This is a genomic window from Pseudogulbenkiania sp. AW2-16 (assembly GCF_056824575.1).
This window is the reverse complement of sequence record NZ_CP157668.1, coordinates 3172355-3193479: the sequence shown is the minus strand read 5'-3', so window position 1 is coordinate 3193479 and position 21125 is coordinate 3172355. Positions and strand designations below refer to the sequence as shown.

General features: G+C 64.8%; 20 protein-coding genes. 11 read left to right on the top strand and 9 right to left on the bottom strand.

Annotated elements, in window-relative coordinates; genetic code table 11:
- Nucleotides 1–114 precede the first annotated feature (114 nt).
- The 3 genes from ABKF58_RS15585 (at nt 115) to ABKF58_RS15575 (ending at nt 2431) form a co-directional block, all read left to right on the top strand.
- Nucleotides 115–405 (top strand): helix-turn-helix domain-containing protein, encoded by a 291-nt coding sequence (locus ABKF58_RS15585; RefSeq protein WP_008954176.1) that lies wholly within the window; start codon nt 115–117, stop codon nt 403–405.
- Nucleotides 402–1706 (top strand): type II toxin-antitoxin system HipA family toxin, encoded by a 1305-nt coding sequence (locus tag ABKF58_RS15580; RefSeq protein ID WP_482581800.1) that lies wholly within the window; start codon nt 402–404, stop codon nt 1704–1706. Before ABKF58_RS15585 ends, ABKF58_RS15580 begins: the two co-directional genes overlap by 4 nt.
- A gap of 206 nt (nt 1707–1912) precedes the next feature.
- A complete protein-coding gene (locus tag ABKF58_RS15575) occupies nt 1913–2431 on the top strand; it encodes a GFA family protein (protein WP_482581798.1) in 519 nt (172 codons plus the stop codon).
- A gap of 182 nt (nt 2432–2613) precedes the next feature.
- Here the strand turns inward: ABKF58_RS15575 and ABKF58_RS15570 are convergent, their stop codons facing one another.
- The 5 genes from ABKF58_RS15570 to ABKF58_RS15550 form a co-directional block, all read right to left on the bottom strand.
- A complete protein-coding gene (locus tag ABKF58_RS15570; RefSeq protein WP_482581796.1) occupies nt 2614–3969 on the bottom strand; it encodes an MFS transporter in 1356 nt (451 codons plus the stop codon).
- An 84-nt stretch (nt 3970–4053) separates the two neighbouring features.
- Nucleotides 4054–4758 carry a fumarylacetoacetate hydrolase family protein gene (locus ABKF58_RS15565; protein WP_482581794.1) on the bottom strand — a complete coding sequence of 235 codons (705 nt, stop codon included), beginning with the start codon at nt 4756–4758 and terminating at the stop codon, nt 4054–4056.
- A gap of 39 nt (nt 4759–4797) precedes the next feature.
- Nucleotides 4798–5454 carry a maleylacetoacetate isomerase gene (gene maiA / locus ABKF58_RS15560; RefSeq protein WP_482581792.1) on the bottom strand — a complete coding sequence of 219 codons (657 nt, stop codon included), beginning with the start codon at nt 5452–5454 and terminating at the stop codon, nt 4798–4800.
- Nucleotides 5455–5464: 10 nt separating this feature from the next.
- Entirely contained in the window at nt 5465–6658 is a 1194-nt protein-coding gene (locus tag ABKF58_RS15555) for a 3-hydroxybenzoate 6-monooxygenase (RefSeq protein ID WP_008954183.1), read from the bottom strand.
- Between the two features lie 43 nt (nt 6659–6701).
- A complete protein-coding gene (locus ABKF58_RS15550; protein ID WP_482581790.1) occupies nt 6702–7745 on the bottom strand; it encodes a cupin domain-containing protein in 1044 nt (347 codons plus the stop codon).
- Nucleotides 7746–7919: 174 nt separating this feature from the next.
- On the opposite strand from ABKF58_RS15550, the gene ABKF58_RS15545 reads away from it, so the two are divergent.
- Nucleotides 7920–8831 carry a LysR family transcriptional regulator gene (locus ABKF58_RS15545; RefSeq protein ID WP_294865919.1) on the top strand — a complete coding sequence of 304 codons (912 nt, stop codon included), beginning with the start codon at nt 7920–7922 and terminating at the stop codon, nt 8829–8831.
- On the opposite strand, the gene ABKF58_RS15540 is transcribed toward ABKF58_RS15545, so the two are convergent.
- Entirely contained in the window at nt 8828–9730 is a 903-nt protein-coding gene (locus ABKF58_RS15540) for a LysR family transcriptional regulator (protein WP_482581789.1), read from the bottom strand. The two genes, ABKF58_RS15545 and ABKF58_RS15540, sit on opposite strands and share 4 nt — an antisense overlap.
- A gap of 107 nt (nt 9731–9837) precedes the next feature.
- Here ABKF58_RS15540 and ABKF58_RS15535 point away from each other — a divergent pair, with 107 nt between their 5' ends.
- Nucleotides 9838–10533 (top strand): DsbA family protein, encoded by a 696-nt coding sequence (locus ABKF58_RS15535; protein WP_482581787.1) that lies wholly within the window; start codon nt 9838–9840, stop codon nt 10531–10533.
- Nucleotides 10534–10679: 146 nt separating this feature from the next.
- Nucleotides 10680–11291, top strand: coding sequence for an NAD(P)-dependent oxidoreductase (locus ABKF58_RS15530; RefSeq protein ID WP_482581785.1), 612 nt, complete (start codon nt 10680–10682; stop codon nt 11289–11291).
- Between the two features lie 137 nt (nt 11292–11428).
- Here ABKF58_RS15530 and ABKF58_RS15525 read toward each other — a convergent pair whose 3' ends face one another.
- A complete protein-coding gene (locus tag ABKF58_RS15525; RefSeq protein WP_482581784.1) occupies nt 11429–13279 on the bottom strand; it encodes a ClcB-like voltage-gated chloride channel protein in 1851 nt (616 codons plus the stop codon).
- Nucleotides 13280–13307: 28 nt separating this feature from the next.
- Between ABKF58_RS15525 and ABKF58_RS15520 the strand changes: the two genes are divergently transcribed.
- The gene (locus ABKF58_RS15520) at nt 13308–13841 is read left to right on the top strand and encodes an aspartate carbamoyltransferase (RefSeq protein WP_482581782.1); all 534 of its coding nucleotides are present in this window, start codon (nt 13308–13310) and stop codon (nt 13839–13841) included.
- A 103-nt stretch (nt 13842–13944) separates the two neighbouring features.
- Here the strand turns inward: ABKF58_RS15520 and cadR are convergent, their stop codons facing one another.
- Nucleotides 13945–14439, bottom strand: coding sequence for a Cd(II)/Pb(II)-responsive transcriptional regulator (gene cadR, locus ABKF58_RS15515; RefSeq protein ID WP_482581781.1), 495 nt, complete (start codon nt 14437–14439; stop codon nt 13945–13947).
- A 185-nt stretch (nt 14440–14624) separates the two neighbouring features.
- Here cadR and ABKF58_RS15510 point away from each other — a divergent pair, with 185 nt between their 5' ends.
- Nucleotides 14625–16829 (top strand): heavy metal translocating P-type ATPase, encoded by a 2205-nt coding sequence (locus ABKF58_RS15510; protein WP_482581779.1) that lies wholly within the window; start codon nt 14625–14627, stop codon nt 16827–16829.
- Nucleotides 16830–16845: 16 nt separating this feature from the next.
- Here ABKF58_RS15510 and ABKF58_RS15505 read toward each other — a convergent pair whose 3' ends face one another.
- Nucleotides 16846–17364 (bottom strand): Lrp/AsnC family transcriptional regulator, encoded by a 519-nt coding sequence (locus ABKF58_RS15505; RefSeq protein ID WP_482581778.1) that lies wholly within the window; start codon nt 17362–17364, stop codon nt 16846–16848.
- Between the two features lie 125 nt (nt 17365–17489).
- Here ABKF58_RS15505 and ABKF58_RS15500 point away from each other — a divergent pair, with 125 nt between their 5' ends.
- From ABKF58_RS15500 to ABKF58_RS15490, 3 genes are all read left to right on the top strand, one after another.
- Nucleotides 17490–18521, top strand: a complete 1032-nt coding sequence (locus ABKF58_RS15500) for a histone deacetylase family protein (protein ID WP_482581776.1) — start codon at nt 17490–17492, stop codon at nt 18519–18521.
- 69 nt (nt 18522–18590) lie between these two features.
- A complete protein-coding gene (locus ABKF58_RS15495; protein ID WP_482581774.1) occupies nt 18591–19640 on the top strand; it encodes an ornithine cyclodeaminase in 1050 nt (349 codons plus the stop codon).
- 251 nt (nt 19641–19891) lie between these two features.
- Entirely contained in the window at nt 19892–21079 is a 1188-nt protein-coding gene (locus ABKF58_RS15490) for a branched-chain amino acid ABC transporter substrate-binding protein (RefSeq protein ID WP_482581772.1), read from the top strand.
- Nucleotides 21080–21125: the final 46 nt, after the last annotated feature.

Sequence of the window (21125 nt, the reverse complement as noted above, 5' to 3'; positions counted from 1 at the left end):
CGGGCAGCGCACCGCGCCCCATAGCGCACGACGTGGAGCCGTCACACCACAGGACATGGAAAAGACCAACCTATTAGTCCATAATCAGCCAATTGGACCAATAGGTTGAACTCCATGCCGAAACGCAACCTGCTCAAGCTGAGCCCGCTCCCGATAGAGGCCCGGTTCGCCCTGGAGGCCTTGGGCGAGCGCATTACCCAGGCCAGAAAGGAGCGCCGCCTCTCGCAACGCGAAGTCGCCGAGATGCTCGGCATCTCCAAGACCACCTACGTCTCCATCGAACACGGCCGCGACTCGGCGCAGATCGGACACTACGCCCGGGCAGTCTGGCTGCTCGACGTGCCGGGCACCTTCCTACCGGTGCCGGAAGATGACGTTCTGGCGCTGGAGAAAGGAAAACCATGAGCGAGGCACCGGTCCATGTCTGGCTGCCCGGTCAGGCCGTCTCGTCGCTGGCGGGGGCGTTCACGCTCGATGCCAGGGTCTCCCGGTTCCACTACGACGACGGCTACCGCGAACAAGGCGGCCCCGCGCTGGCACCGGACATGCCCGTCAGCAAGGCCACCCACAAGATCGCCGGCCGGGACCCGATTTTCCCGATCATGCTCGACAGCGGGCCCGACGACTGGGGCCACATGCTGCTCGAGCGCCGCCTGGAACGAGAAGTATCGCGTCTCGACGCCCTGACCCTGGGGCCTGCCGATGGCGCCGGCAACATCGTGCTCGGCCATCTGACGCCGGACCGCTTCGAGACGATGTCGCTCGCGGCGTTCCAGGCCGTGCTGGCCGACCTGCTGGACGCACAGGACCCGGCGAGCCAGCGGCACCGGGAGCGCGTCATGCAGTCGGTGTTCCAGGGCACCAGCCTGGGCGGCGCCAAGCCGAAACTGACCCTCGAGCGAGACGGCGTGCAATACATCGCCAAGTTTCCCGAGCGCGGCGACGACCCTTTCCTGGCGCAACTGGAACTGGCCATGCTGCGCCTGGCGCGGGACTGCGGCATCGACGCCTGCGAGGCGGAAGTGATCGAACCGGCGCCGCATCGCTACGCGCTGCTGGTCAAACGCTTCGACCGTCACGCGCAGGGCACGGGATTCGCCCGCACCGGCTACGTCAGCGCCTGGTCCGTCGCCCGTTTGGATCAACATCAGGAGAAGAGGGAAGACCAGGCCTTATTGGCCACCCGGGGCTTTACCCCGGCCATGTACGCGCGCAGCTACGTGGCGCTGGCCGGCCACATGATGCGTTGGTGCGGGGGCGGCGAGCGCTACCGCGCCAACCTCCGTGAACTGTGGCGGCGGATCGTTTTCAACTCCCTGATCCGCAACACCGACGACCACCCGCGTAACCACGGCCTGCTGTGCGGCAGCATGGACCCGCACCAATGGGGACTGTCGCCGGCCTTCGACATGGTGGCGCAACGCTCCGCCGGCATCGTGCCGAGCCACGCCATGGCCTACCTGTTCGACGAGCCCACGCGCGGCAGGAAGCACGCGCAGCGCCGGCTCGTGAGCGCCTCCAGCCGTGCCGACCTGCTTCTCGCCGCCACGCTGCACTACGGCTACGAACGGCACGAGGCGGAAAGCGTTCTTGATGAAATGCGGGGGCTGGTGCGGGGCAAGTGGCGGGAGTATCTGATTAGCGCGGGGATGCCGGCCGAGGAAACCGACCGTTATGCAAAAACATTGGGGCTGGATTTCGATTGAGCGTCACGCTTGCTTGAGTCCCGGGAGCCCGGCCGGGCTTTTCCTGGCTTGGAGCCCATTGTCGTGGTCATGCAGGTGCCACAACCGGCAACGCCTTACTCATCAAGGTATTGCATGAGCACAATGCCGGCATGAATATCACGTGCTAATGCGGACCCGGCCGGTCCGCTTACTCGCGGTCAGCTTCATAGGGAGGGATAAGGAAAGTGGCAAATACCGAGCATTTCCCCGCCGAAGGCGGTTGTGACTGTCGACACCTTCGCTATCGCATCGAAACCGCGCCACTGGTCGTGCACTGCTGCCACTGTCGCTGGTGCCAGAGAGAAAGCGGGGCCTCCTTCGCCCTCAATGCCATGATTGAAGCCGACCGAGTCACGCTCTTGTCTGGCGAGCCCGAGGTTGTCGACACCCCGTCGGCAAGCGGCCAGGGGCAAAAGATTGCTCGATGCCCCAGGTGCCACGTGGCGGTGTGGAGCAGCTATGCCGGTTCGGGGCCGATACTGCGCTTTGTGCGTGTCGGCACATTGGACAATCCCGACGTGCTCCCGCCGGACATCCATATCTACACCTCAACGAAGCAGCCCTGGGTCATCATTCCGGATACCGTGCCGTCCTTTACCGAGTACTACGATCGCGCGCAGTACTGGTCAGCGGCGAGCCTGGAGCGGCGCCTGGCGATACTCCCACAGATTCAGGCTTATCAAGCCGGGCGTCAGCGGGCCTAATTGGCGGGCCATCTCGACTTCGTGGCATTCCCAGTTCGCCGCGTCGCGTACCGCGTCGCCGTCTTGGTCAATGGCGCAACATGGAGCTGGAGCCACATGTTCTTGCAGACTTTGGGCTTGGCTGAAGCGCCGCGGGCAGGTGAGGGCGGAGGCTTCCGCGTGGGAAGACTCCGCCCCGCCGATTACGAGGCCAGCGAGCCGGCGGCGTTCACCTTGACCGCCTCATGCGCCTCGACCCGGCTCTTGACCCGCCCCAGCGAGCCGATCGCCACCGCCGCGATCAGCGCTGGCACCGCCAACAGGCTCAGGATCACGCCCATGTCGAGCTGCATCGCCATCAGCCAGCCGCCGGACAGCGACCCCACCACCGAACCGCAACGACCCACGGCGTTGGCGTAGCTCACCCCGGTAGCGCGGTTACTGGTCGGGTAGAAGGCGGCGGCCAGGGCGTTAGCCCCCACTTGCGAACCGCTGACGCAGAACCCCACCCCGAACACCGCCAGCACCAAGAGCCAGAGCTGGCCGGCGCTCGCGCCGCACAGGGTCACGAAGACGGCGCCGATCACGTAGGTGACCGCCAGAGTACGGCAGGCGCCGAAACGGTCCATCAGTCGCCCCAGCAGAATGGCGCCGAGGGTGCCGCCGATCTGGAAGGTGGCAGTCACCCACGAGGCGCGGCTCAGGCTGGCGCCGGTATTGTGCAGCAGGGTCGGCAGCCAGCTCGAGATCAGGTAGATGATCAACAGGCTCATGAAGAAGCTCACCCACAGCAGCACGGTGCCGACGGCGAACGGAGCGCGGAACAGCTCGCGGACCGGCGTCTGGTCGCTGGCTTCGTGCGCGGTCAGCTCCGGGTGGGACGACTGGGCCGGCGCCAGACGCGCCACGACGGCGTCGATCGCGGCCTGCGGACGGCGCTTCAGCACCAGGAAACGCAGCGATTCCGGCAGGCTGCGGAGCAGCACCGGCACCAGCAGCAAGGGCAGCACGCCGCCCAAGAACAGCACGCCGCGCCAGCCGAAGCTGGCCAGGATCTGCGCCGAAGCCAGGCCGCCCAGCGCCGAGCCCACGGTGAAGCCGCAGAACATCAGCGTGACCAGGCTGGAGCGGCGCGCGCCCGGGCAATACTCGGAGGTCAGCGTGATGGCGTTGGGCATGGCGCCGCCCAGGCCCAGGCCGGTGAGAAAGCGCAGCACGATGAGCCAGGTGAGGTCCGGCGCCGCGGTCGAGGCCAGGCTGGCCAGACCGAAGAAGGCCACGGACAGCACCAGGATGGTCTTGCGCCCGACCCGGTCGGCGAGCGGGCCGAACAGCAGGGCGCCCGCCATCAGGCCGAACAGGCCGGCGCCGAACAGCGGGGCGAGCGCCGCCGCCGTCAAATGCCATTCCTCGCGGATGGCCGGGGCGATGAAGCCGATGGCGGCGGTGTCGAAGCCGTCGACCGCCACCACCAGAAAGCAGAGCCAGAGAATGCCGCGTTGCAGCCGTGAAAACGGCAGGGCATCGATGAAGTGCTGGACGTCCAGAGAGGCGCGCATGGGTTATCTCCTGAGTAGTGTGTGGGCGGCGCGTCGTGCACGCCGCTTCCGTTTTTGTTGTCGTGCGAATGCGGGATTAAGGAATCAGGCCACCTTGACCGTGATCGGGGCCAAGCCGTCGACGCGGGCCACCATGGTCTGGCCGCGCTCGACCGCGCCCACGCCTTCCGGCGTGCCGGTGAAGATCAGGTCGCCCGGCTGCAGCTCGAACAGGGTGGACAGGTTGGAGATGGTCTCGCTCACCGACCAGATCAGGTGGGTCAGGTCGCTCTTCTGGCGGGTTTCGCCGTCCACGGTGAGCACGATCTCGCCGTTGGTGATTTCGCCGACACGGTCGCGCGCGCTGAGGACGCCGATCGGTGCGGAGTAGTCGAAGGCCTTGCCGATTTCCCACGGGCGGCCCATCTCGCGCATCTTCATCTGCAGGTCGCGGCGGGTCATGTCGAGGCCGACGGCGTAACCGAAGATGTGATTGGCGGCGTCTTCCACGGCGATGTTCTTGCCGCCCTTGCCGATCGCCACCACCAGCTCGATCTCGTAGTGATAGTTGCTGGTCTGGGTCGGGTAGGGGATGGTCACGGTTTCACCGGCGGCCACCGGCACGACCGATTCCGGATCGTTCGGCTTGCAGAAGAAGAACGGCGGTTCGCGGTCCGGGTCGAAGCCCATTTCGCGGGCATGGGCAGCGTAGTTGCGGCCGACGCAGTAGACGCGGCGCACCGGAAACAGCTCGGACGAACCGTCGACGGGCAGGCCGACGGTGGCAACGGGGGTGAACAGGTAACTCATGGTGGTCTCTTCCTGGTTTGATGTGGGTCAGGGTCGGGTTCAAACGGTGGCCGGCTGCGGCGCGTCGGGCTGCCGTGCCGGCTCGGCGCGGCGGAACGCGTCGAGCTCGGCGCAGGCGCGGTCCACGGCGACGATGTTCGGGTAGGGCGACAGATCCACGCCGAAACGGCGCGCACTTTCCACCTGCGGCACTAGGTACACGTCGGCCAGCGTCGGCGTGTTGCCGAAGCAGAAATCGCCCCGCTTGGGGTCGGCCGCGAGCAGCGCTTCCAGCGCGCCGAAACCGGCCTCGATCCAGGTGGCGCACCACGCCAGCACGGCGGTTTCGTCACAGCCGAGCGTCTTGCGCAGGTACTCCAGCACGCGGCGGTTGTTGAGCGGGTGGATGTCGCAGCCCACCAGCGCCGCCAGCGCACGGACGCGGGCCCGGCCGTCCGGGTCTGCCGGCAGCAACGGCGTGGTCGGGTAACGCTCTTCCAGCCACTCGATGATGGCGGGCGACTGGATCAGCGTAAGCTCGCCATCGACCAGCGCCGGCACCAGCCCTTGCGGGTTGAGCGCCTTGAACGCCGCGCCCAGGTGCTCCTCGCTACGCAGGTCGACCGGCAGGTACTGGTAGTCCAGCCCCTTCAGGTTCAGCACGATGCGCAGGCGGTGCGAGGTGCCGCTGCGGAAGAAATTGTAGAGCTTCAGCACGTCGTTCCCCTCAGCCGCGCGCCAGGCAGTTGTCGGCGTTCCAGCCGTACAGCCATTCCATGGCGTCGTAGAAACGCTCGGCGCTGCGGCCTTTCCACAGCTCGTTGCGCACCAGCCGCTCCACGCCCTTGGCATGGAAGATACGGCCCATCTCGCGGGCGGAGAGCACGATGCGCGCGGTGCGGGCGACGCGAGAGCGTTGGTAGAGCTCGAAGGCCTTAATGAAGTCGTTGCCGTTGACGCGCAGCGCTTCGCCCAGCGTCACGGCGTCTTCCAGCGCCATGCAGGCGCCCTGGGCCAGGTATTGCAGCGTCGGGTGGGCGGCGTCGCCCAGCAGCGTGACGCGGCCGAACGACCAGGTGTCGATCGGTTCGCGGTCGGCGGTGGCCCAGCGTTTCCAGCTCTTGGGCAGCTCGATCAACTGGCGTGCCTTGGGGCAGATGCCCTGGAAGTAGCTCTGCACCTCTTCCGGGCTGCCTTCGGTGACGCCCCATTCTTCCTTGTCGCGGCTGTGGAAGGTCACCACCACGTTGTACTGCTCGCCGCCGCGCAGCGGGTAGTGCACCAGGTGGCAGTTGGGGCCGACCCAGATGCTGGCGGCGTTCCACTGCAGGTTTTCCGGGAAATCCTTCTTGTCGATCACGGCGCGGTACACCACGTGGCCGGAGACGCGCGGCGGATCGTTGACGAACTGCTTGCGCACCACCGACTTGACGCCGTCGGCGCCGATCAGGGCGATGCCGCGATAGGCGTTGCCGTGCTGGTCGTAGACGGTGACGCTGTCGGCATCCTGCTCCACGCGCTCGACGTGGGTGCCGGTCAGGAACTCGACGCGGCCGGTTTCCTTGGCGCCTTCCAGCAGCGACAGGTGCACGTCGACGCGATGGATCACGGCGTAGGGGTTGCCGAAGCGTTTACGGAACGCCTCGCCGGTGGGAATGCGGCCGACCAGGGTTTCGTCGAGCGCGTCGTGCATCACCATTTCGTCGGTGTAGACGGCGCGGCCGCGCGCCTTGTCGCCCACGCCCAGGGCGTCGAAGGCGTGGAAGGCGTTGGGGCCCAGCTGGATGCCGGCGCCGATCTCGCCGATCTGCGGCGCCTGCTCCAGCACTTTGACGGAAAAGCCTTGGCGTACCAGGGCCAGGGCGGCGGCGAGGCCGCCGATGCCGCCACCGGCGACGATCACGGGAAGGGTCTGAGTCATGTCTGTCTCCTCGATTTACAGGGGTTGGCTGTGCTGGCTGGCATCAGCCACGGTGGCGGACTTCGTAGAGGCCCAGCTTCTTGTGCAGGGGGGCTTCGTCGGCGATGAAGACGAAGGCCGGGGTGTCGGCGGAACCGTTCTTCAGCGTCACCAGGGCGAAGCCCGGGGCGCAGCAGGTGTCGGCTTCGGCCAACGTGAAGGTCTTGCCGTCGATCTCGGCGGCCACGCTTCCCTCGATCAGGTGGAACACCGCGGCGGGCGAGCGCGCCGGCAGCGCGAGCGTTTCGCCCGGGCGCAGCATCAGCGCCGAGTAGCCGAGGATGTTCTGACAATCGCCGCCGGTTTCCGGGTTGACGTAGGCCACTTGCACCGCTTCGCCGGCCGGCTGGCGTGCCGCCAGGGCAAGCAGGGCGGCGCGCACCTCGGCCCAGGGGTAGCGCAGCATCGGGTAGCGCGGGGCGTTACGGCTGAAGATCGGGGAGGGCACCACGCCGCCGCGCAGGTAGGCGCGTTCGCTGCCTTCGCCGCTGATGGTCTGCGGCTGGCCTTCCTCGACGTAGGAGGCTTCCATGTAATAGACCAGCGGCAGGTCGAGCACGTCGAGCCATACCACCGGGGCGTCGCCGTCGTGGCCGTGTTCGTGCCACAGTCCGGTCGGGGTCAGGATCAGGTCGCCGCGCTGCATCGGGCATTTCTCGCCGTCCACCGTGGTGTAGGCGCCTTCGCCTTCGACGATCATGCGCACCGCGTTCGGGGTGTGGCGGTGCGACGGCGCGATCTCGCCCGGTAGCAAGAGCTGCATGCCGAGGTAGATGGCGGAGCTGGCCTGCATTTTTTCCAGTCCGTGGCCGGGGTTGGCCAGCACCAGCACGCGGCGCTCGGCCTTTTCGATCGGGGTGAGCTCGCCGGCCTGCATCAGCAGCGGGCGCAGCGCCTCGTAATGCCAGCAGGTGGCCTGGGTGCGCGGGCGCGGTTGTCCCGGGGGCAGCACGGCGCGCAGGCTGGGCCACAGCGGCACCAGGTTCTGGGCGCCGAGGGCGGCGCGGTAAGCGGCGGGCAGATCGTCCAGTCGACCGAGTTCCAACATGAGCTGTCTCCATACGTGTGGGCCTGGCACCAAGCCGGATTCGAAACTCCTGATCCAACTCAAGGCGTTCAAGTCCTTGTTGTGATGGCTCCCAATGTAGTGAGCGGTCGACATTCGGTCCATGCAATGGTATCAATGGACGTCATTCGAAAAATGAATAGTACCGGAGGGGAAATGCAGACAGCGGACGTGCGCCTGTTGCAGGTGTTCGACGAGATCTACAAGACGCGCAGCGTCACGCGCGCCGCGGACAACCTGGGGTTGGGGCAGCCGGCCGTCAGCATCGCGCTGGCCAAGCTGCGCGAGCATTTCGACGACCCGCTGTTCGTGCGCATCGCCAACGGCATGGAGCCGACGCCGATGGCGCGCGAGCTGGAGCACGCGGTGCGTCAGGCGCTGGATGCACTGGACCTGGTGTTCGGCCACCGCATCGATTTCGACCCGGCCAGTTCCGAGCGCACCTTCTGCATCAGCATGACCGACATCAGCCAGCTGGTGCTGTTGCCCAAGCTGTGGGCGCAGCTGCGCAAGACCTCGCCGGGCGTGCACATCGACATCGTGCCGCTGTCGACCGAGACACCGCGCATGCTGGAAACGGGCGAGGCGGATCTGGCGCTGGGCTTCATGCCGCAGCTGGAAGCCGGCTTCTACCAGCAGTCGCTGTTCCGCCAGCGCTATGTGTGCGTGGCCAGCACCGACCACCCACGCATCCACGACGAACTGACCCTGGCGCAGTTCGAAACCGAGGAGCACGCCGTGGTCACCTCGTCAGGCACCGGGCACCTGATCCTGGATCGGGAAATCGCCCGCCAGGGCATCACCCGCCACATCGCGCTGCGCGTGCCCAATTACCTGGGCATCGCATTCGTGGTCGAGCAGACCGACATGCTGGTGACGATTCCGGAACGACTGGCGCAGGTGCTGGAAGGGCGCGGCCGTTTCAAGGTGTTTCCGGTGCCGTTCGAGCTACCCGACTACGCCGTCAAGCAGCACTGGCACGAGCGCTACCATCACGACCCGGGCAACCGCTGGCTCAGGCGGGTGATTTCCGACCTGCTGTCCGCGCCCGCCGCCGGAGCGGCTTAGGCCTCCCGCCACATCGCGTCGCCGGCAAACGACCCTGCCAGGAAATCCAGCATGGTGCGCAGCGTCGCCGGCATGTGCCGGCGCGAGGCATAGACCGCGTAGATGCCCAGGTCGCGCGGCCGGTAGTCGTCGAGCACGGCCACCAGCTCGCCCGTGTTGAGCCAGGGCGCGGCCGCCTGCAGCGGCTGCATGGTGATGCCGACGCCCTGGCGCGCCGCTTCCAGCAGGGCGGCGGTTTCGTTGGCGCTGACGTTGCCGCCCACCGGCACCGAGACCGGCTGCCCGTCGCGCGAAAACGCCCACAGGCTCTTGCCGAAGTAGGAATAGGTCAGGCAGTTGTGCAGCGCCAGCTGCTCGGCGCGCTGCGGCGTGCCGTGTTCGCGTAGATAGGCGGGGGCGGCGCACACCACCGAGCGGCACAGCCCAAGCTTGCGTGCGATCAGGTTGGGGTCGAGGTCGTTGGTGATGCGGATGGCCAGGTCGATGCCTTCCTCCACCAGGTTCACCGAGCGGTTCAGCAACTGCATGTCGACGGCGGTGGCCGGGTAGCGCTTGACGTAATCCGCCACCGCCCGCGCCAGGTAAGACTGTCCCAGCCATACGCTGCAGGTCAGGCGCAGGATGCCGCGCGGCGCGGCCTCGGGGGCGGTGACGGCGGCCTGCATCTCGTCCTCCAGCGCCAGCATCTGGCGGCAGCGCGGCAGCATCTCGCTGCCGGCCGAGGTCAGGCTCAGCTTGCGCGTGGTCCGGTGCAGCAAGCGGGCGCCGGCCCACTCCTCCAATTCCGCCAGGTAGCGCGACACCATGGCGCGCGACATGTCCAGGCTGTCGGCGGCGTGGGACAGGCTGCCGCGTTCCGCCACTTCGACGAATACGCGCATGGCTTTCAATCGATCCATGATTTGCTCGATTCATGCAACAAACTGATCGCCATTATGCGGTTTTTTGCATCGCTCCGAACCATTACCATGCAGCCCATATCGTTATTCGTCGCAAGGACACCATCATGAGCACAACCGTACTGCATTCCCTCTACGACCCGCTGTGTGGCTGGTGCTACGGCGCCGCGCCGCTGGTCGAAGCCGCCCGCGCCATTCCGGGGCTGCGCGTGGCGCTACACGGTGGCGGCATGATGAGTGGCGCCAACCGCCAACCGGTGAGCGCGGCGCTGCGCAACTACGTAATGCCGCACGACCACCGCATCGCCGCGCTGACCGGGCAGGTATTTGGTTCCGACTACTTCGACGGCCTGTTGCGTGACACGGGCGCGGTATTCGACTCCACGCCGCCGACCACCGCCATCCTCGCCGCCGAAGCGCTCGGCGAACGTGGCGCCGACCTGCTCAAGCGCATCCAGATCGCCCACTACGTCGAAGGCCGCCGCATCGCCGACACCGACGTGCTGAGCCAGCTGGCGGCCGATATCGGCCTCGACCCGACAGCTTTCGCCGCCGAGTTTGCCCGTCAGGACGGCGCGGCCACCCAGGCCCACATCGCCGCCAGCCGTCACTTGCTGGGCCGAGGTCGGCGGACGGGGCTTCCCGACCTTCGCGCTGCAGCAAGGGGACGTGCTGACGCTGCTCGATGCCGGCCGCTTCTTCGGCCAACCTGCCTCCTGGCGCCACTTCCTCGAACGGCAAGGACGGGCAACGTTGGCCGAAGCCCCCGCGGCGACAGCCCAGCCAGGCTGTGCCAGCGGTAGCTGTACCATCTGACCGATCCGAGCACGCCGCAGCATGGGTGAAGCGCAGCGCAACCCATCGAGTCGGCGAGCCGCAACATTCTCGATATCCATCCCGCTTTCCGCCGTGTCCGACGTGGCACGGCACCTCATCCAAGGAGAACACCATGAACGTCGTCATCATCGGCATCAGCGGCCGCGTCGGCTCGCGCCTCGCCACCGAACTGCTGCAACGCGGCCACCAGGTCACCGGCATCGCCCGCGATATCGGCAAGGTGGCGCCATGCGCCGGCGTAACGCTGAAACAGGGCGACGCCACCGACCCGGCGGCGCTGGCGCCGCTCTTGGCCGGCCACGACGCCGTGATCAGCGCCGCGATGTTCCTGTCGAGCAACGCCGACAGCCTGATTTCGGCAGTCAAGCAAGCCGGTGTGCCGCGCCTCTTGGTAGTCGGCGGCGCCGGCAGCCTGGAAGTCGCCCCGGGTGTGCAGCTGATCGACACCCCGGAATTCCCCGCGATCTACAAGGCCGAGGCGAGCGCCGGCCGCGACTTCCTGAATGCCCTGCGCGGCGAGGCGGCGCTGGACTGGACCTTCCTGTCGCCGTCCGCGCTGTTCGAACCCGGCGAACGCACCGGCCGGTTCCGCATCGGTGCCGATGAACTCCTGATCGACGCCCAGGGCAAGAGCTGGATTTCGATGGAAGACTACGCCATCGCGCTGGCCGACGAGTTGGAAGCGCCAATGCACGCGCGCCGCCGCTTCACCGTCGGGTACTGAGCCGTCAACGGCGGCGTTCCGCCATAAAGCGACAGCCTTGGGCAAAACCCAAGGCTGTTGTCTATCGGCGACGCTGCACCGACGTGTTCGCGTCACGGCCGGAATGCCACCCCGGGCGGTCTCGCTTTGCCGAAAGGCTAGCGCCGCGCCAGGATCTGCAGCCGGCCAAGCACCTGGCGCTTGCTGACCACGCCGAGAAAGCGCCGGTCGTTCAGGTTGTCCACCACCGGTATCCGCTCCAGCGGACTGGTGGCAAACAGGGTCCAGGCTTCCTTGAGGCTCGCCTGGGCCGGCAAGAGGTCGAAGGCCGTCTCGATGAGGTCTTCGATCGCGTCGTCCTGCCGTTCGGGATGGTCGCACAGCAAGGCGGCCAGCCGGTGGATCGAGACCACGCCGACAAAGCGGCCGGCGCTGTCGATGACGTAGAGGTAACGCGTTCGCGTCTGCTGGAAACAGGCGTTGGCCTGAGCCACCGTCGTCGACGGCGTCAGGTGGGTGGAGACGGTTTCCAGGAGCGACATCAGCTCGGTATCGTGGAGCTCATCGACCCGCGCCAGGTACGCGTGGCGCCGATTCAGCACGTCGTAGAGCGAGTTCGTCCGAATCTTGCGCGAAACGGCATACGCCAGAATGCTCCCGGCCATGAGCGGCAGCAGCAGGCCCGCGTTCATGGTCATCTCGAACACCATCAGCACCGCCATCAGCGGGGCGTGGCTCACCGCCGCCATGAACGCCCCCATGCCGATCAGGGCGATCAGGGTGCCATCGCCCTGGGGCAACGCCGGGTACATCGCCACGGCAGCGGCGACAATCGCCCCCAGCGCCGCGCCAATGAACAGCGACGGGGTAAAGATGCCGCCCACCGCGCCCGACCCCACGATCAATGCCGTGGCGGCGATCTTCGCCAGCAGCGCCCACGGCACCGGCTCGGACAGCGGCCGCCCCTGCAGAATATCGATGATCGGCGCGTAGCCGTTGCCGCAGACCTCGGGAATGAACACGGCGATGGCTCCCATCAGGAGCCCGCCCAAGGCCATTTTCCACGGCATCGAGAGGGTAAGCTGCCGGAAAGCCTGCTTGCTGTTGTCGAGCACCAGCAGGAACAGCGGCGCCAGCAAGCCGGCCAGCAGACCGATCGGCAAGATCAGCAAGTAGACACCCAGGCTCGGCACGGCAACCCCCGAGGCAAGGGCGAACGGCGCGTCATGATGGCCGAAGGCGAGAATCGTCAGTGAGGCGGTGACCGCCGAGGCAAACAACGGCACCAGCAAATCCACGGTGAGGGCGCCCAACACGATTTCGGCAACGAACATCGCGCCCGCCAACGGCGTGTGATAGACGGAAGTCAGGCCCGCCGCCGCACCGCAGGCGGTCATCAAGCGCAACTGGCGCTCATTGGCCCATCGCCGTCCGGCCAGCGATCCCGTCACCGCCGCGAGCTGCACCATGGCGCCTTCGCGGCCGATGGAACCGGCGGAAACGATGGAGGCCAGCGAAGACAGGCTGCGAAGCAGGGAGGGCCAGAGGGGAAGACGACCGTTTCCATCCGATACCGCATCCATATACTCGCCATGCGACGCACCATGCTTGCGTTGCGCGTACAACAGGATCAAACCGGCGAGGCCCCCGCCCAGGGCCGGAACAAACAAGCGCCAGCGCCAGTCGAGCTGCGCCATGATCACGGTGATATCCTGCGCCGAGCCGAACAGCACGCGGTCGCCGACATCGATGGCGTGCCGGAACAGGCTGGTCACGCCCGCCGCGAGCATGCCGATCGGCACCGCCAGCAGCAGATTCACGGCGTTAATGTCGAGTCGTCCTAGTGTGCGGGAGCGGGCAGCATGCATATGACCGGGTATCTTGAGGGAGAGGTTGACTTGCTGATTGCCCGGCATTATAGCGAAGTTGCCGAGCGGCTCGGGTTCGCGGGCGGCCGCAATCAAACGTCCTTGCCCTATTTGTTTCAGATTCAGAACGGCGTGGGGCAAGCACCTCACGTCAAGCCGGAGAACGACGATGCGAAAACCCCTTGCCATGATACTTGCCGCGTCGCTGGCAACAACCGTGGCGCAGGCTCAAACCATGGACGCACCGGACATGGCGCACATGGACCATGCGGCACACATGGCGGCCATCGCCCGGCAGCAGGCGGAAGTGGCGCAACGAGGCAAAGAAGTGATGCCGTTCGATCTGGGCGCAACCCAGCACATTTTCACCAAAACGCCGGAGGGCGGCATTCAGCGGGTCGTGGCACGACGCGCCGAAGATGCCGAGCAGGTGCGGCAGATCAGGCTGCACCTAGAAGACATCCGGAAACAGTTCTCGCAAGGCGATTTTTCCGGACCGCGCCATATCCACGGCGAACAGATGCCGGGGCTAGCGGCGCTTCAGGCGGCCAAACCCGGTCAAATCGCCGTCACGTACCGCGCCATTCCCGAGGGTGCGGAGCTGATCTACTCGACGGCCGACCCGCGGCTTGTCACCGCGCTGCATGACTGGTTCGACGCGCAAGTGTCCGACCACGGCAAGGATGCCGTAGCGGGCCACTGACACGGATGTCTCGCCGATAACATCGAGCCCTCCCGGTGAGGCCGCCACGCAGGGCGGTCGCCTTGTCGCTACCAGCACAGCATCCATGGTGCGCAGGAATGCCTTATGCGTGCTTGTGCGGCAGAAGGGGGCTGTCCTCATGGCCGCAGCGACTGCCGCCGAGGTGGCTCGCCGGCGTCGCCGGGCCTCGCCACGTCACGCCGCCAGGTTGATCCAGCTCGCGCAGGATGCCGCAATCGCGCGTGGCCCGGGCCGCCCGGCACTGGCCGCGCAGATCGATCAATTGCCTTTCCAGGGCCTGCAGCTCGGCCATCCTGGCCTGCACATGCTGCAGGTGGGCATCGATCAGTTCGTTGATCGACTCGCAGCTGGCATCCGGCTCGACGCGAGCCTGGAGCAGCGCCCGAATCTCGCCATGCGTCATGTCCAGCGCCCGGCAGCGGCGGATGAACGTCAGTCGCTCCACGTGGCTGTGGTCGTACCTGCGGTAGTTGTTGGCCTGATCGCGCACCGCCGCCGGCAGCAGACCCTCGCGTTCGTAGTAGCGCACGGTTTCCACCGGGCAGCCCGCCTGTTTTGCCAATTCACCGATTTTCATCTGCCGCCCTTCGTTGCTTGACCCTGCAGTAACTACAGGGTGTTCAATGCACAGCATACGATGAAAAACGGAGCCTCACCATGGCCGGCTGCTGCGACCACGACCCCAATAACAAACCCGTCCCCTTGAAGCGGCATGCGGTCCCGGCTCGACGCCATGCGGGCCCGAAGTATCGTGTGGCTCCGATGACAGCGCAAAGCCATCGGCACGACCACGCTCACGACCATGCCGATGGCCAGTGCTGCGCTCCCGCCGCGATCGCCTTTGGCGCGCTCGCCGCGCCGGAAACGGTCGCAAACGGCATGCGAACCGCCATGCGCATCATGCAGATGGACTGCCCCACAGAAGAGGCGCTGATTCGCCGGAAACTGGGCACGATGGCGTCCGTCAAGAGCCTGGAGTTCAACCTGATGCAGCGGGTGCTGACGGTGGTGCATGCCCCCGATGCGCTGGCCCCGATCCTGGAGGCGGTGCGCTCTCTCGGTTTCGAGCCCGAAGTCCCGGATGCCCAAGGCCAGCTTGCAAAACCTGTGGTGCAGAAGAAACCGTGGTGGCCTTTGGCTCTTGCCGGCACGGCGGCCATCGCCTCGGAGGCGGCGGGGTGGGGCGGTTTGCCGGGCAGCCTGTCCGCAGCACTGGCCATTCTCGCGGTCGCTTCATGTGGACTGACCACCTACAAGAAGGGATGGGTGGCGATTCGCCACCGCAACCTGAACATCAACGCCCTCATGAGCATCGCCGTGACCGGCGCACTGTTGTTGGAACAGTGGCCCGAGGCGGCCATGGTGATGGTGCTGTTCACGCTCGCCGAACTGATCGAGGCCAAGTCGCTCGACCGGGCCCGCCATGCGATCAAGGGGCTGATGGAGCTGGCCCCGGAGGTGGCGACCCGTTTGCAAGCCGACGGGACGTGGCAGGAGGTCGAGGTCAGGACGGTGACGGTGGGCAGCCTGGTCCGGGTCCGGCCCGGCGAGCGTATCGGGCTCGATGGCGAGATCGTGCGCGGCCGCTCCAGCATCAACCAGGCACCGATCACGGGTGAGAGCCTGCCGGTCGACAAGGGCGAGGGCGATGCCGTGTTTGCCGGCACCATCAACCAGTCGGGCTCCTTCGAGTACCGTGTCACGTCTGTAGCGGCCGATACCACGCTGGCGCGCATCATCCATGCCGTCGAACAAGCACAAGGTTCAAAAGCACCGACGCAGCGCTTTGTCGATCAGTTCGCCCGCGTCTATACCCCGGTTGTGTTCGCCATTGCCCTGGCCGTGGCCGTGCTGCCGCCCTGGCTGCTGGGCGGCAACTGGCACGACTGGATCTACAAGGCGCTGGTCTTGCTGGTGATCGCCTGTCCGTGCGCGCTGGTGATTTCCACCCCGGTCACCATCGTCAGCGGCCTGGCCGCCGCGGCGCGTCATGGCATTCTGATCAAGGGCGGCATCTATCTGGAGCAAGGCCGCCTGCTGAAATGGCTGGCGCTCGACAAGACCGGCACCATTACCCATGGCCAACCGCAACAAACCGACTTCGAGCTACACGCTGACGTCGCAGCGGAACACTGCCGCCGCCTGGCGGCCAGCCTGGCCGGCCGTTCTGACCACCCTGTATCGCAAGCCATCGCTAACAGGGCCGAACAGGACGGTGTCAAACGGGACAATGTCGCCGCTCTCGAGGCGCTACCGGGGCGCGGCGTACGCGGCATGATCGCCGGCAAGCGCTACTTTCTCGGCAATCATCGCCTGGTGCATGAACTCGATCGGTGCGCTCCTTCGCTGGAGGCGCGCCTCGATGAGCTGGAACGCGAGGGCAAAAGCGTCGTCATGCTCATCGACGAACACCAGGTCCTGGCCTTGTTCGCCGTGGCCGACACGGTCAAGAGCTCCAGTCGCGACGCCATCGCCGAACTGCACGCATTAGGAGTCAAGACGGTCATGCTGACCGGCGACAACCCACATACGGCAGAAGCGATAGCGAAGCAAGTGGGCATCGACCAGGTTCGCGGTAACCAGATGCCCGAAGACAAGCTGAAAGCCGTCGAATCCTTCGAAAAAGCAGGTCCGGTGGGGATGGTGGGGGATGGCATCAACGACGCCCCGGCACTGGCTCGTGCCCGCATTGGCTTTGCCATGGGCGCGATGGGCACCGACACGGCGATCGAAGCCGCTGACGTTGCCTTGATGGATGACGATTTGCGCAAGATTCCGACCTTTATCCGCCTGTCGCGTGCCACTCGCGCCGTGCTGCTCCAGAACATTACCCTGGCGCTGGGGATCAAGGGGCTATTCCTGGCGCTGACCTTGGGCGGCCTGGGGACGATGTGGATGGCGGTGTTCGCCGACGTGGGCGCGAGCCTGCTGGTCGTCGGCAATGGCTTGAGGCTGCTGCGAAAGTAGGCATCGTTTACAGCCCTCATTCCGAGCAGCCAAACGGCATCGGCCGCTTCAATCCGGCACCGGCAGGCGGCTGGACGATTTGATTTCCCGCAGCGCGAGGCTCGACTGGATCGAGTGGATGCCAGTGCATCTTGCGCAGCACGTTCTCGACGAAATCGCTGTAACCATCCAGGTTCTCCGCCACCACCTGCAGCAAGTAGTCGGCCGCCCCCGTGATCTTGTGACAGGACAAGACTTCCGGGCGGTCTCGTATCACCTCCTCGAAGCGGTTGGGGGCCTCGTCGGCATGCACGGCGAAGCTCACGCTGACGAAGGCCAGCACGTCGTAGCCCAGTTTGCGGCGATCGAGGTTGGCCTGGTAGTCCTTGATATATCCCTCATCTTCCAGCCGCTTGAGCCGGCGCCAGCACGGCGTCACGCTCAGCGAGAGCTGTTCGGCCAACTTGGGGTTGGACAGGGCGCCATCCTGCTGCAACAGGCGCAAGATGGTCCGATCCGTCGCATCCAGCTCATGCCTTGGTTTGTTTCCGCTCATTTTCGCTGCTTTGTGAGTTTATCTTTCTCAAAGAATAGCTATTTTTGAGTTCAAAAAGCAAAACACATCCCGCCGGCAGACTACATACTTGTTCCCGTCATCTTCTTCACCGGATTGTCCACACCATGCTGACCGTCTACAGCCCAGCCCACCGGCTGCACCATGCCACCGAACTGAAAGACGGCCTGATCAAGCCGTGCTTCGAAATGCCCAGCCGGGCCGATACCATCCTCGCCCGAGTGCAGGCCGTCGGCCTGGGCGAGGTGATCGCCCCGCGCGACTACGACACCTCCCGCTATGCCCGCGTGCACAGCGAGCGCTATGTGCGCTTTCTCGAAAACGCCTGGGCCGAGTGGAGCGCACTGGGCCGCACGCACGATGCCTTGCCGCTGATCTGGCCGGTGCGCGATCTGCGCAGCGACATCGAGCCCGAGCACATCGACGGCAAGCTGGGCCTCTACGCCATGGACGCCGGCGTGGCGATCACCGCCGGCACCTGGGAAGCGGTGCGCACCAGCGCCAACCTGGCCCTGACCGGCATGGTCAAGCTGGAAGAGGGCGAGTACAGCGCCTTCGCGCTGTGCCGTCCGCCCGGTCACCACGCCGCCGCCGAATACATGGGCGGCTACTGCTACCTGAACAACGCTGCCATCGCCGCCCAGGCCTGCCTCGACGGCGGTGCCAAGCGCGTGGCGGTACTCGACGTCGATTACCACCACGGTAACGGCACCCAGAGCATCTTCTATCAGCGCGCCGACGCGATGTTCGTGTCCCTGCACGGCGACCCGAAACAGTCCTACCCCTATTTCCTGGGGCACCGGGACGAGCAGGGCGCCGGCGCCGGGCTGGGTTTCAATCACAACTACCCGCTGCCGCACGGCACCGATTGGGGTGGTTACGGCGAGGCGCTCGCCCACGCCTGCCGCACCATCGCCGCCTACACGCCGGACGCGGTGGTGGTGTCGCTGGGGGTGGATACCTTCAAGGACGACCCGATCAGCCAATTCCGGCTCGATAGCGAGGATTTCCTGCGCATCGGCGAAACCATCGCCGGCATCGGCCGACCCACCCTGTTCGTGATGGAAGGGGGCTACATGGTCGACGACATCGGCGTCAACGCGGTGAACGTGCTGCGGGGTTTCGAGGCGGCACGCTGAACATGCCGGAGCTTCCAGAGGCAGGAAAGCCACATTCACAACACACACACCACCTAAGAGAACGTAAAAATGACTCGCTACATCGACGTAAAAGACATCAAACGATTGGTAACCTCGGTAGGGCCAGAGGCCTTCATGCTGGGCCTGGTCGACTATATCGAGGCCGACTATCTGCGCTGGGACGAATTCCAGAAATGTGCGCGGGTGGCCAACCATTCGGAAGATGGCGTCATTGAATTGATGCCGACGTCCGATCGTGAGCTGTACGGTTTCAAATACGTCAACGGACACCCGAAAAATACCGCGCAAAACATGCTGACAGTGATGGCCTTTGGCGTGCTGGCGGAGGTGGACACCGGGTACCCGTTGCTCTTCAGTGAATTCACCATTACCACCGCACTGCGCACGGCGGCCACTTCGGCGCTGGTCGCCCGCGCCCTGACGCGAAAAGATGCCAAAACCCTGGCCATTATCGGCAATGGCGCGCAAAGCGAATTCCAGATTCTGGCGTTCAAAGCGCTCATCGGCATCGAGGAAGTCCGCGTCTACGACATCGATCCTGAGGCGACACAGAAACTGATCCGCAACCTCGCCGGTGTTCCGGGCCTGACCCTCACCCCGATGCCGTCGGCCCGCGAAGCCGTGAAAGGGGCGGACATCGTTACCACGGTCACCGCCGACAAGAACTACGCCACGATCCTCACCCCCGACATGATCGAACCGGGCATGCATATCAATGCGGTGGGTGGCGACTGCCCGGGAAAAACGGAACTACATGCGGACATCCTGAAGATGGCGCGAGTGGTCGTCGAGTTCGAGCCACAAACCCGGATAGAAGGCGATATTCAGCAAATGCCGGCCGATTTCCCGGTCACCGAGTTGTGGGAGGTTCTTTCCGGCAAAAAAGCCGGGCGCGAAAGCGCGGACCAGGTCACCGTATTCGACTCGGTCGGCTTCGCCCTGGAAGACTTCTCCGCCTTGCGTTACCTGAACGATTTGGCGAAGGCCAAAGGCATCGGCTCGCATATCGATCTGATTCCGGCGACGCCCGACCCCAAGAACCTCTACGGCCTGGTTTCGGCCGCTAGCGTGGCAGCGTGCGAAGTCGTCGCACTGTAATGCGGATTTAGCCATCGGCCTGCTCAAAAAAGATAAACAAAAGGCCGGATAAGGTATGGGTCGAACGGCACTCGCATGATGTTGGCAATTGAGTTGGCCAGCTTCATGGCCGGGAAATTACCCCCGCTCAATTTGATGGGTGAGCCGTTATGTTTTTGTGTCGACCAAAAACAGCCAATGCCAGAACCGTGGGTTGTTAATGCCCACAGCTGGATGGACTGTCCTATCCATCGAGATACCAGGAGAAATACATGAGAACAATAGCAAAACTGAGTCTTTTAACGGCGGCCGCCTTGTCCTTGGCTGCCTGTGGCAAACATGAGCAATCCAGCGCCATGGCAGAATCACCCGCTCAGACTGCCGACAACGACACCACCGTCGTCAAGATCGGCCAGATATCACCGCTGACCGGGCCGATCTCACATTTAGGCAAGGATATTGAATATGGAGCCAAGCTGGCCATCGATGATATCAACGCAGCAGGTGTCCAAATCGGAGGCAAGAAGGTCAAATTCGAACTGGTATCTGAAGACGACCAGGGAGACCCGAAAATTGGTACCCAGGGCGCTCAGCGACTGGTCGACAAGGGGGTCGTGGGTGTCGTGGGTCATATCAATTCTGGGGTTGCTATTCCGGCCTCCAAGATCTACTCCGATGCTGGCATCCCGCAGATTACCCCAGCGGCTACCAACCCGGATTACACCAAGCAGGGGTTCAAAACCACCTTTCGCATGATTGCCAACGACATCCAGCAAGGTAGCGCCCTGGGTCAGTTTGCAGTTGACAGTCTGAAAGCCAAGACGGTGGCGATCATCGATGACCGTACTGCTTATGGCCAGGGTCTGGCCGACGAATTCGAGAAAGCAGTCAAGGCTAAAGGTGGCAGTGTCGTTAAACGCGAGTTCACCACCAACAACTCCACCGACTTCAACGCCATTCTGACCTCCATCAAGGCAGTTCAGCCCGACGTGGTGTTCTACGGTGGCATGGACGCCCAGGCAGGGCCGATGTCCAAGCAGATGAAGCGTCTCGGCATCAAGGCCAAATTACTGGGCGGTGATGGCGTTTACACGCCGGAATTCATCAAATTGGCCGGCGATGCCACCGAGGGTGTTTATGCCTCCACGTGCGGGGTGCCGCGTAACAAGATGCCAGGTTTTGCCGATTTCAATAGCCGCTTCAAGGCGAAATTCAGCACGGATGTCCAGGTCTATGCTCCGTACCAATATGACGCCGTTCGTGTGCTGGCCGATGCCATGAAGCGGGCAGATTCGACCGATCCGAAGAAATTCCTGCCTGAAGTCGCTCGAACCGATTACACCGGCGTGACCGGCAAGGTCGCCTTCGACGACAAGGGTGACATTAAGAACGGTGCAGTGACGATCTACCAGATTAAGAACGGCAAATGGGAAGTGGTTTCCACAGTGGGGGGCGAGTAGTTTGCCGACATCCTGTGACGCGTTCCTGAACAGAATTTCCTCTGTG

Coding starts and splice junctions, on each gene's coding strand:
- ABKF58_RS15585 (WP_008954176.1), top strand. CDS start 115: ATGCCGAAACGCAACCTGCTCAAGCTGAGCCCGCTCCCGATAGAGGCC.
- ABKF58_RS15580 (WP_482581800.1), top strand. CDS start 402: ATGAGCGAGGCACCGGTCCATGTCTGGCTGCCCGGTCAGGCCGTCTCG.
- ABKF58_RS15570 (WP_482581796.1), bottom strand. CDS start 3,969: ATGCGCGCCTCTCTGGACGTCCAGCACTTCATCGATGCCCTGCCGTTT.
- ABKF58_RS15565 (WP_482581794.1), bottom strand. CDS start 4,758: ATGAGTTACCTGTTCACCCCCGTTGCCACCGTCGGCCTGCCCGTCGAC.
- ABKF58_RS15555 (WP_008954183.1), bottom strand. CDS start 6,658: ATGACTCAGACCCTTCCCGTGATCGTCGCCGGTGGCGGCATCGGCGGC.
- ABKF58_RS15550 (WP_482581790.1), bottom strand. CDS start 7,745: ATGTTGGAACTCGGTCGACTGGACGATCTGCCCGCCGCTTACCGCGCC.
- ABKF58_RS15545 (WP_294865919.1), top strand. CDS start 7,920: ATGCAGACAGCGGACGTGCGCCTGTTGCAGGTGTTCGACGAGATCTAC.
- ABKF58_RS15540 (WP_482581789.1), bottom strand. CDS start 9,730: ATGGATCGATTGAAAGCCATGCGCGTATTCGTCGAAGTGGCGGAACGC.
- ABKF58_RS15535 (WP_482581787.1), top strand. CDS start 9,838: ATGAGCACAACCGTACTGCATTCCCTCTACGACCCGCTGTGTGGCTGG.
- ABKF58_RS15530 (WP_482581785.1), top strand. CDS start 10,680: ATGAACGTCGTCATCATCGGCATCAGCGGCCGCGTCGGCTCGCGCCTC.
- ABKF58_RS15520 (WP_482581782.1), top strand. CDS start 13,308: ATGCGAAAACCCCTTGCCATGATACTTGCCGCGTCGCTGGCAACAACC.
- cadR (WP_482581781.1), bottom strand. CDS start 14,439: ATGAAAATCGGTGAATTGGCAAAACAGGCGGGCTGCCCGGTGGAAACC.
- ABKF58_RS15510 (WP_482581779.1), top strand. CDS start 14,625: ATGACAGCGCAAAGCCATCGGCACGACCACGCTCACGACCATGCCGAT.
- ABKF58_RS15505 (WP_482581778.1), bottom strand. CDS start 17,364: ATGAGCGGAAACAAACCAAGGCATGAGCTGGATGCGACGGATCGGACC.
- ABKF58_RS15500 (WP_482581776.1), top strand. CDS start 17,490: ATGCTGACCGTCTACAGCCCAGCCCACCGGCTGCACCATGCCACCGAA.
- ABKF58_RS15495 (WP_482581774.1), top strand. CDS start 18,591: ATGACTCGCTACATCGACGTAAAAGACATCAAACGATTGGTAACCTCG.
- ABKF58_RS15490 (WP_482581772.1), top strand. CDS start 19,892: ATGAGAACAATAGCAAAACTGAGTCTTTTAACGGCGGCCGCCTTGTCC.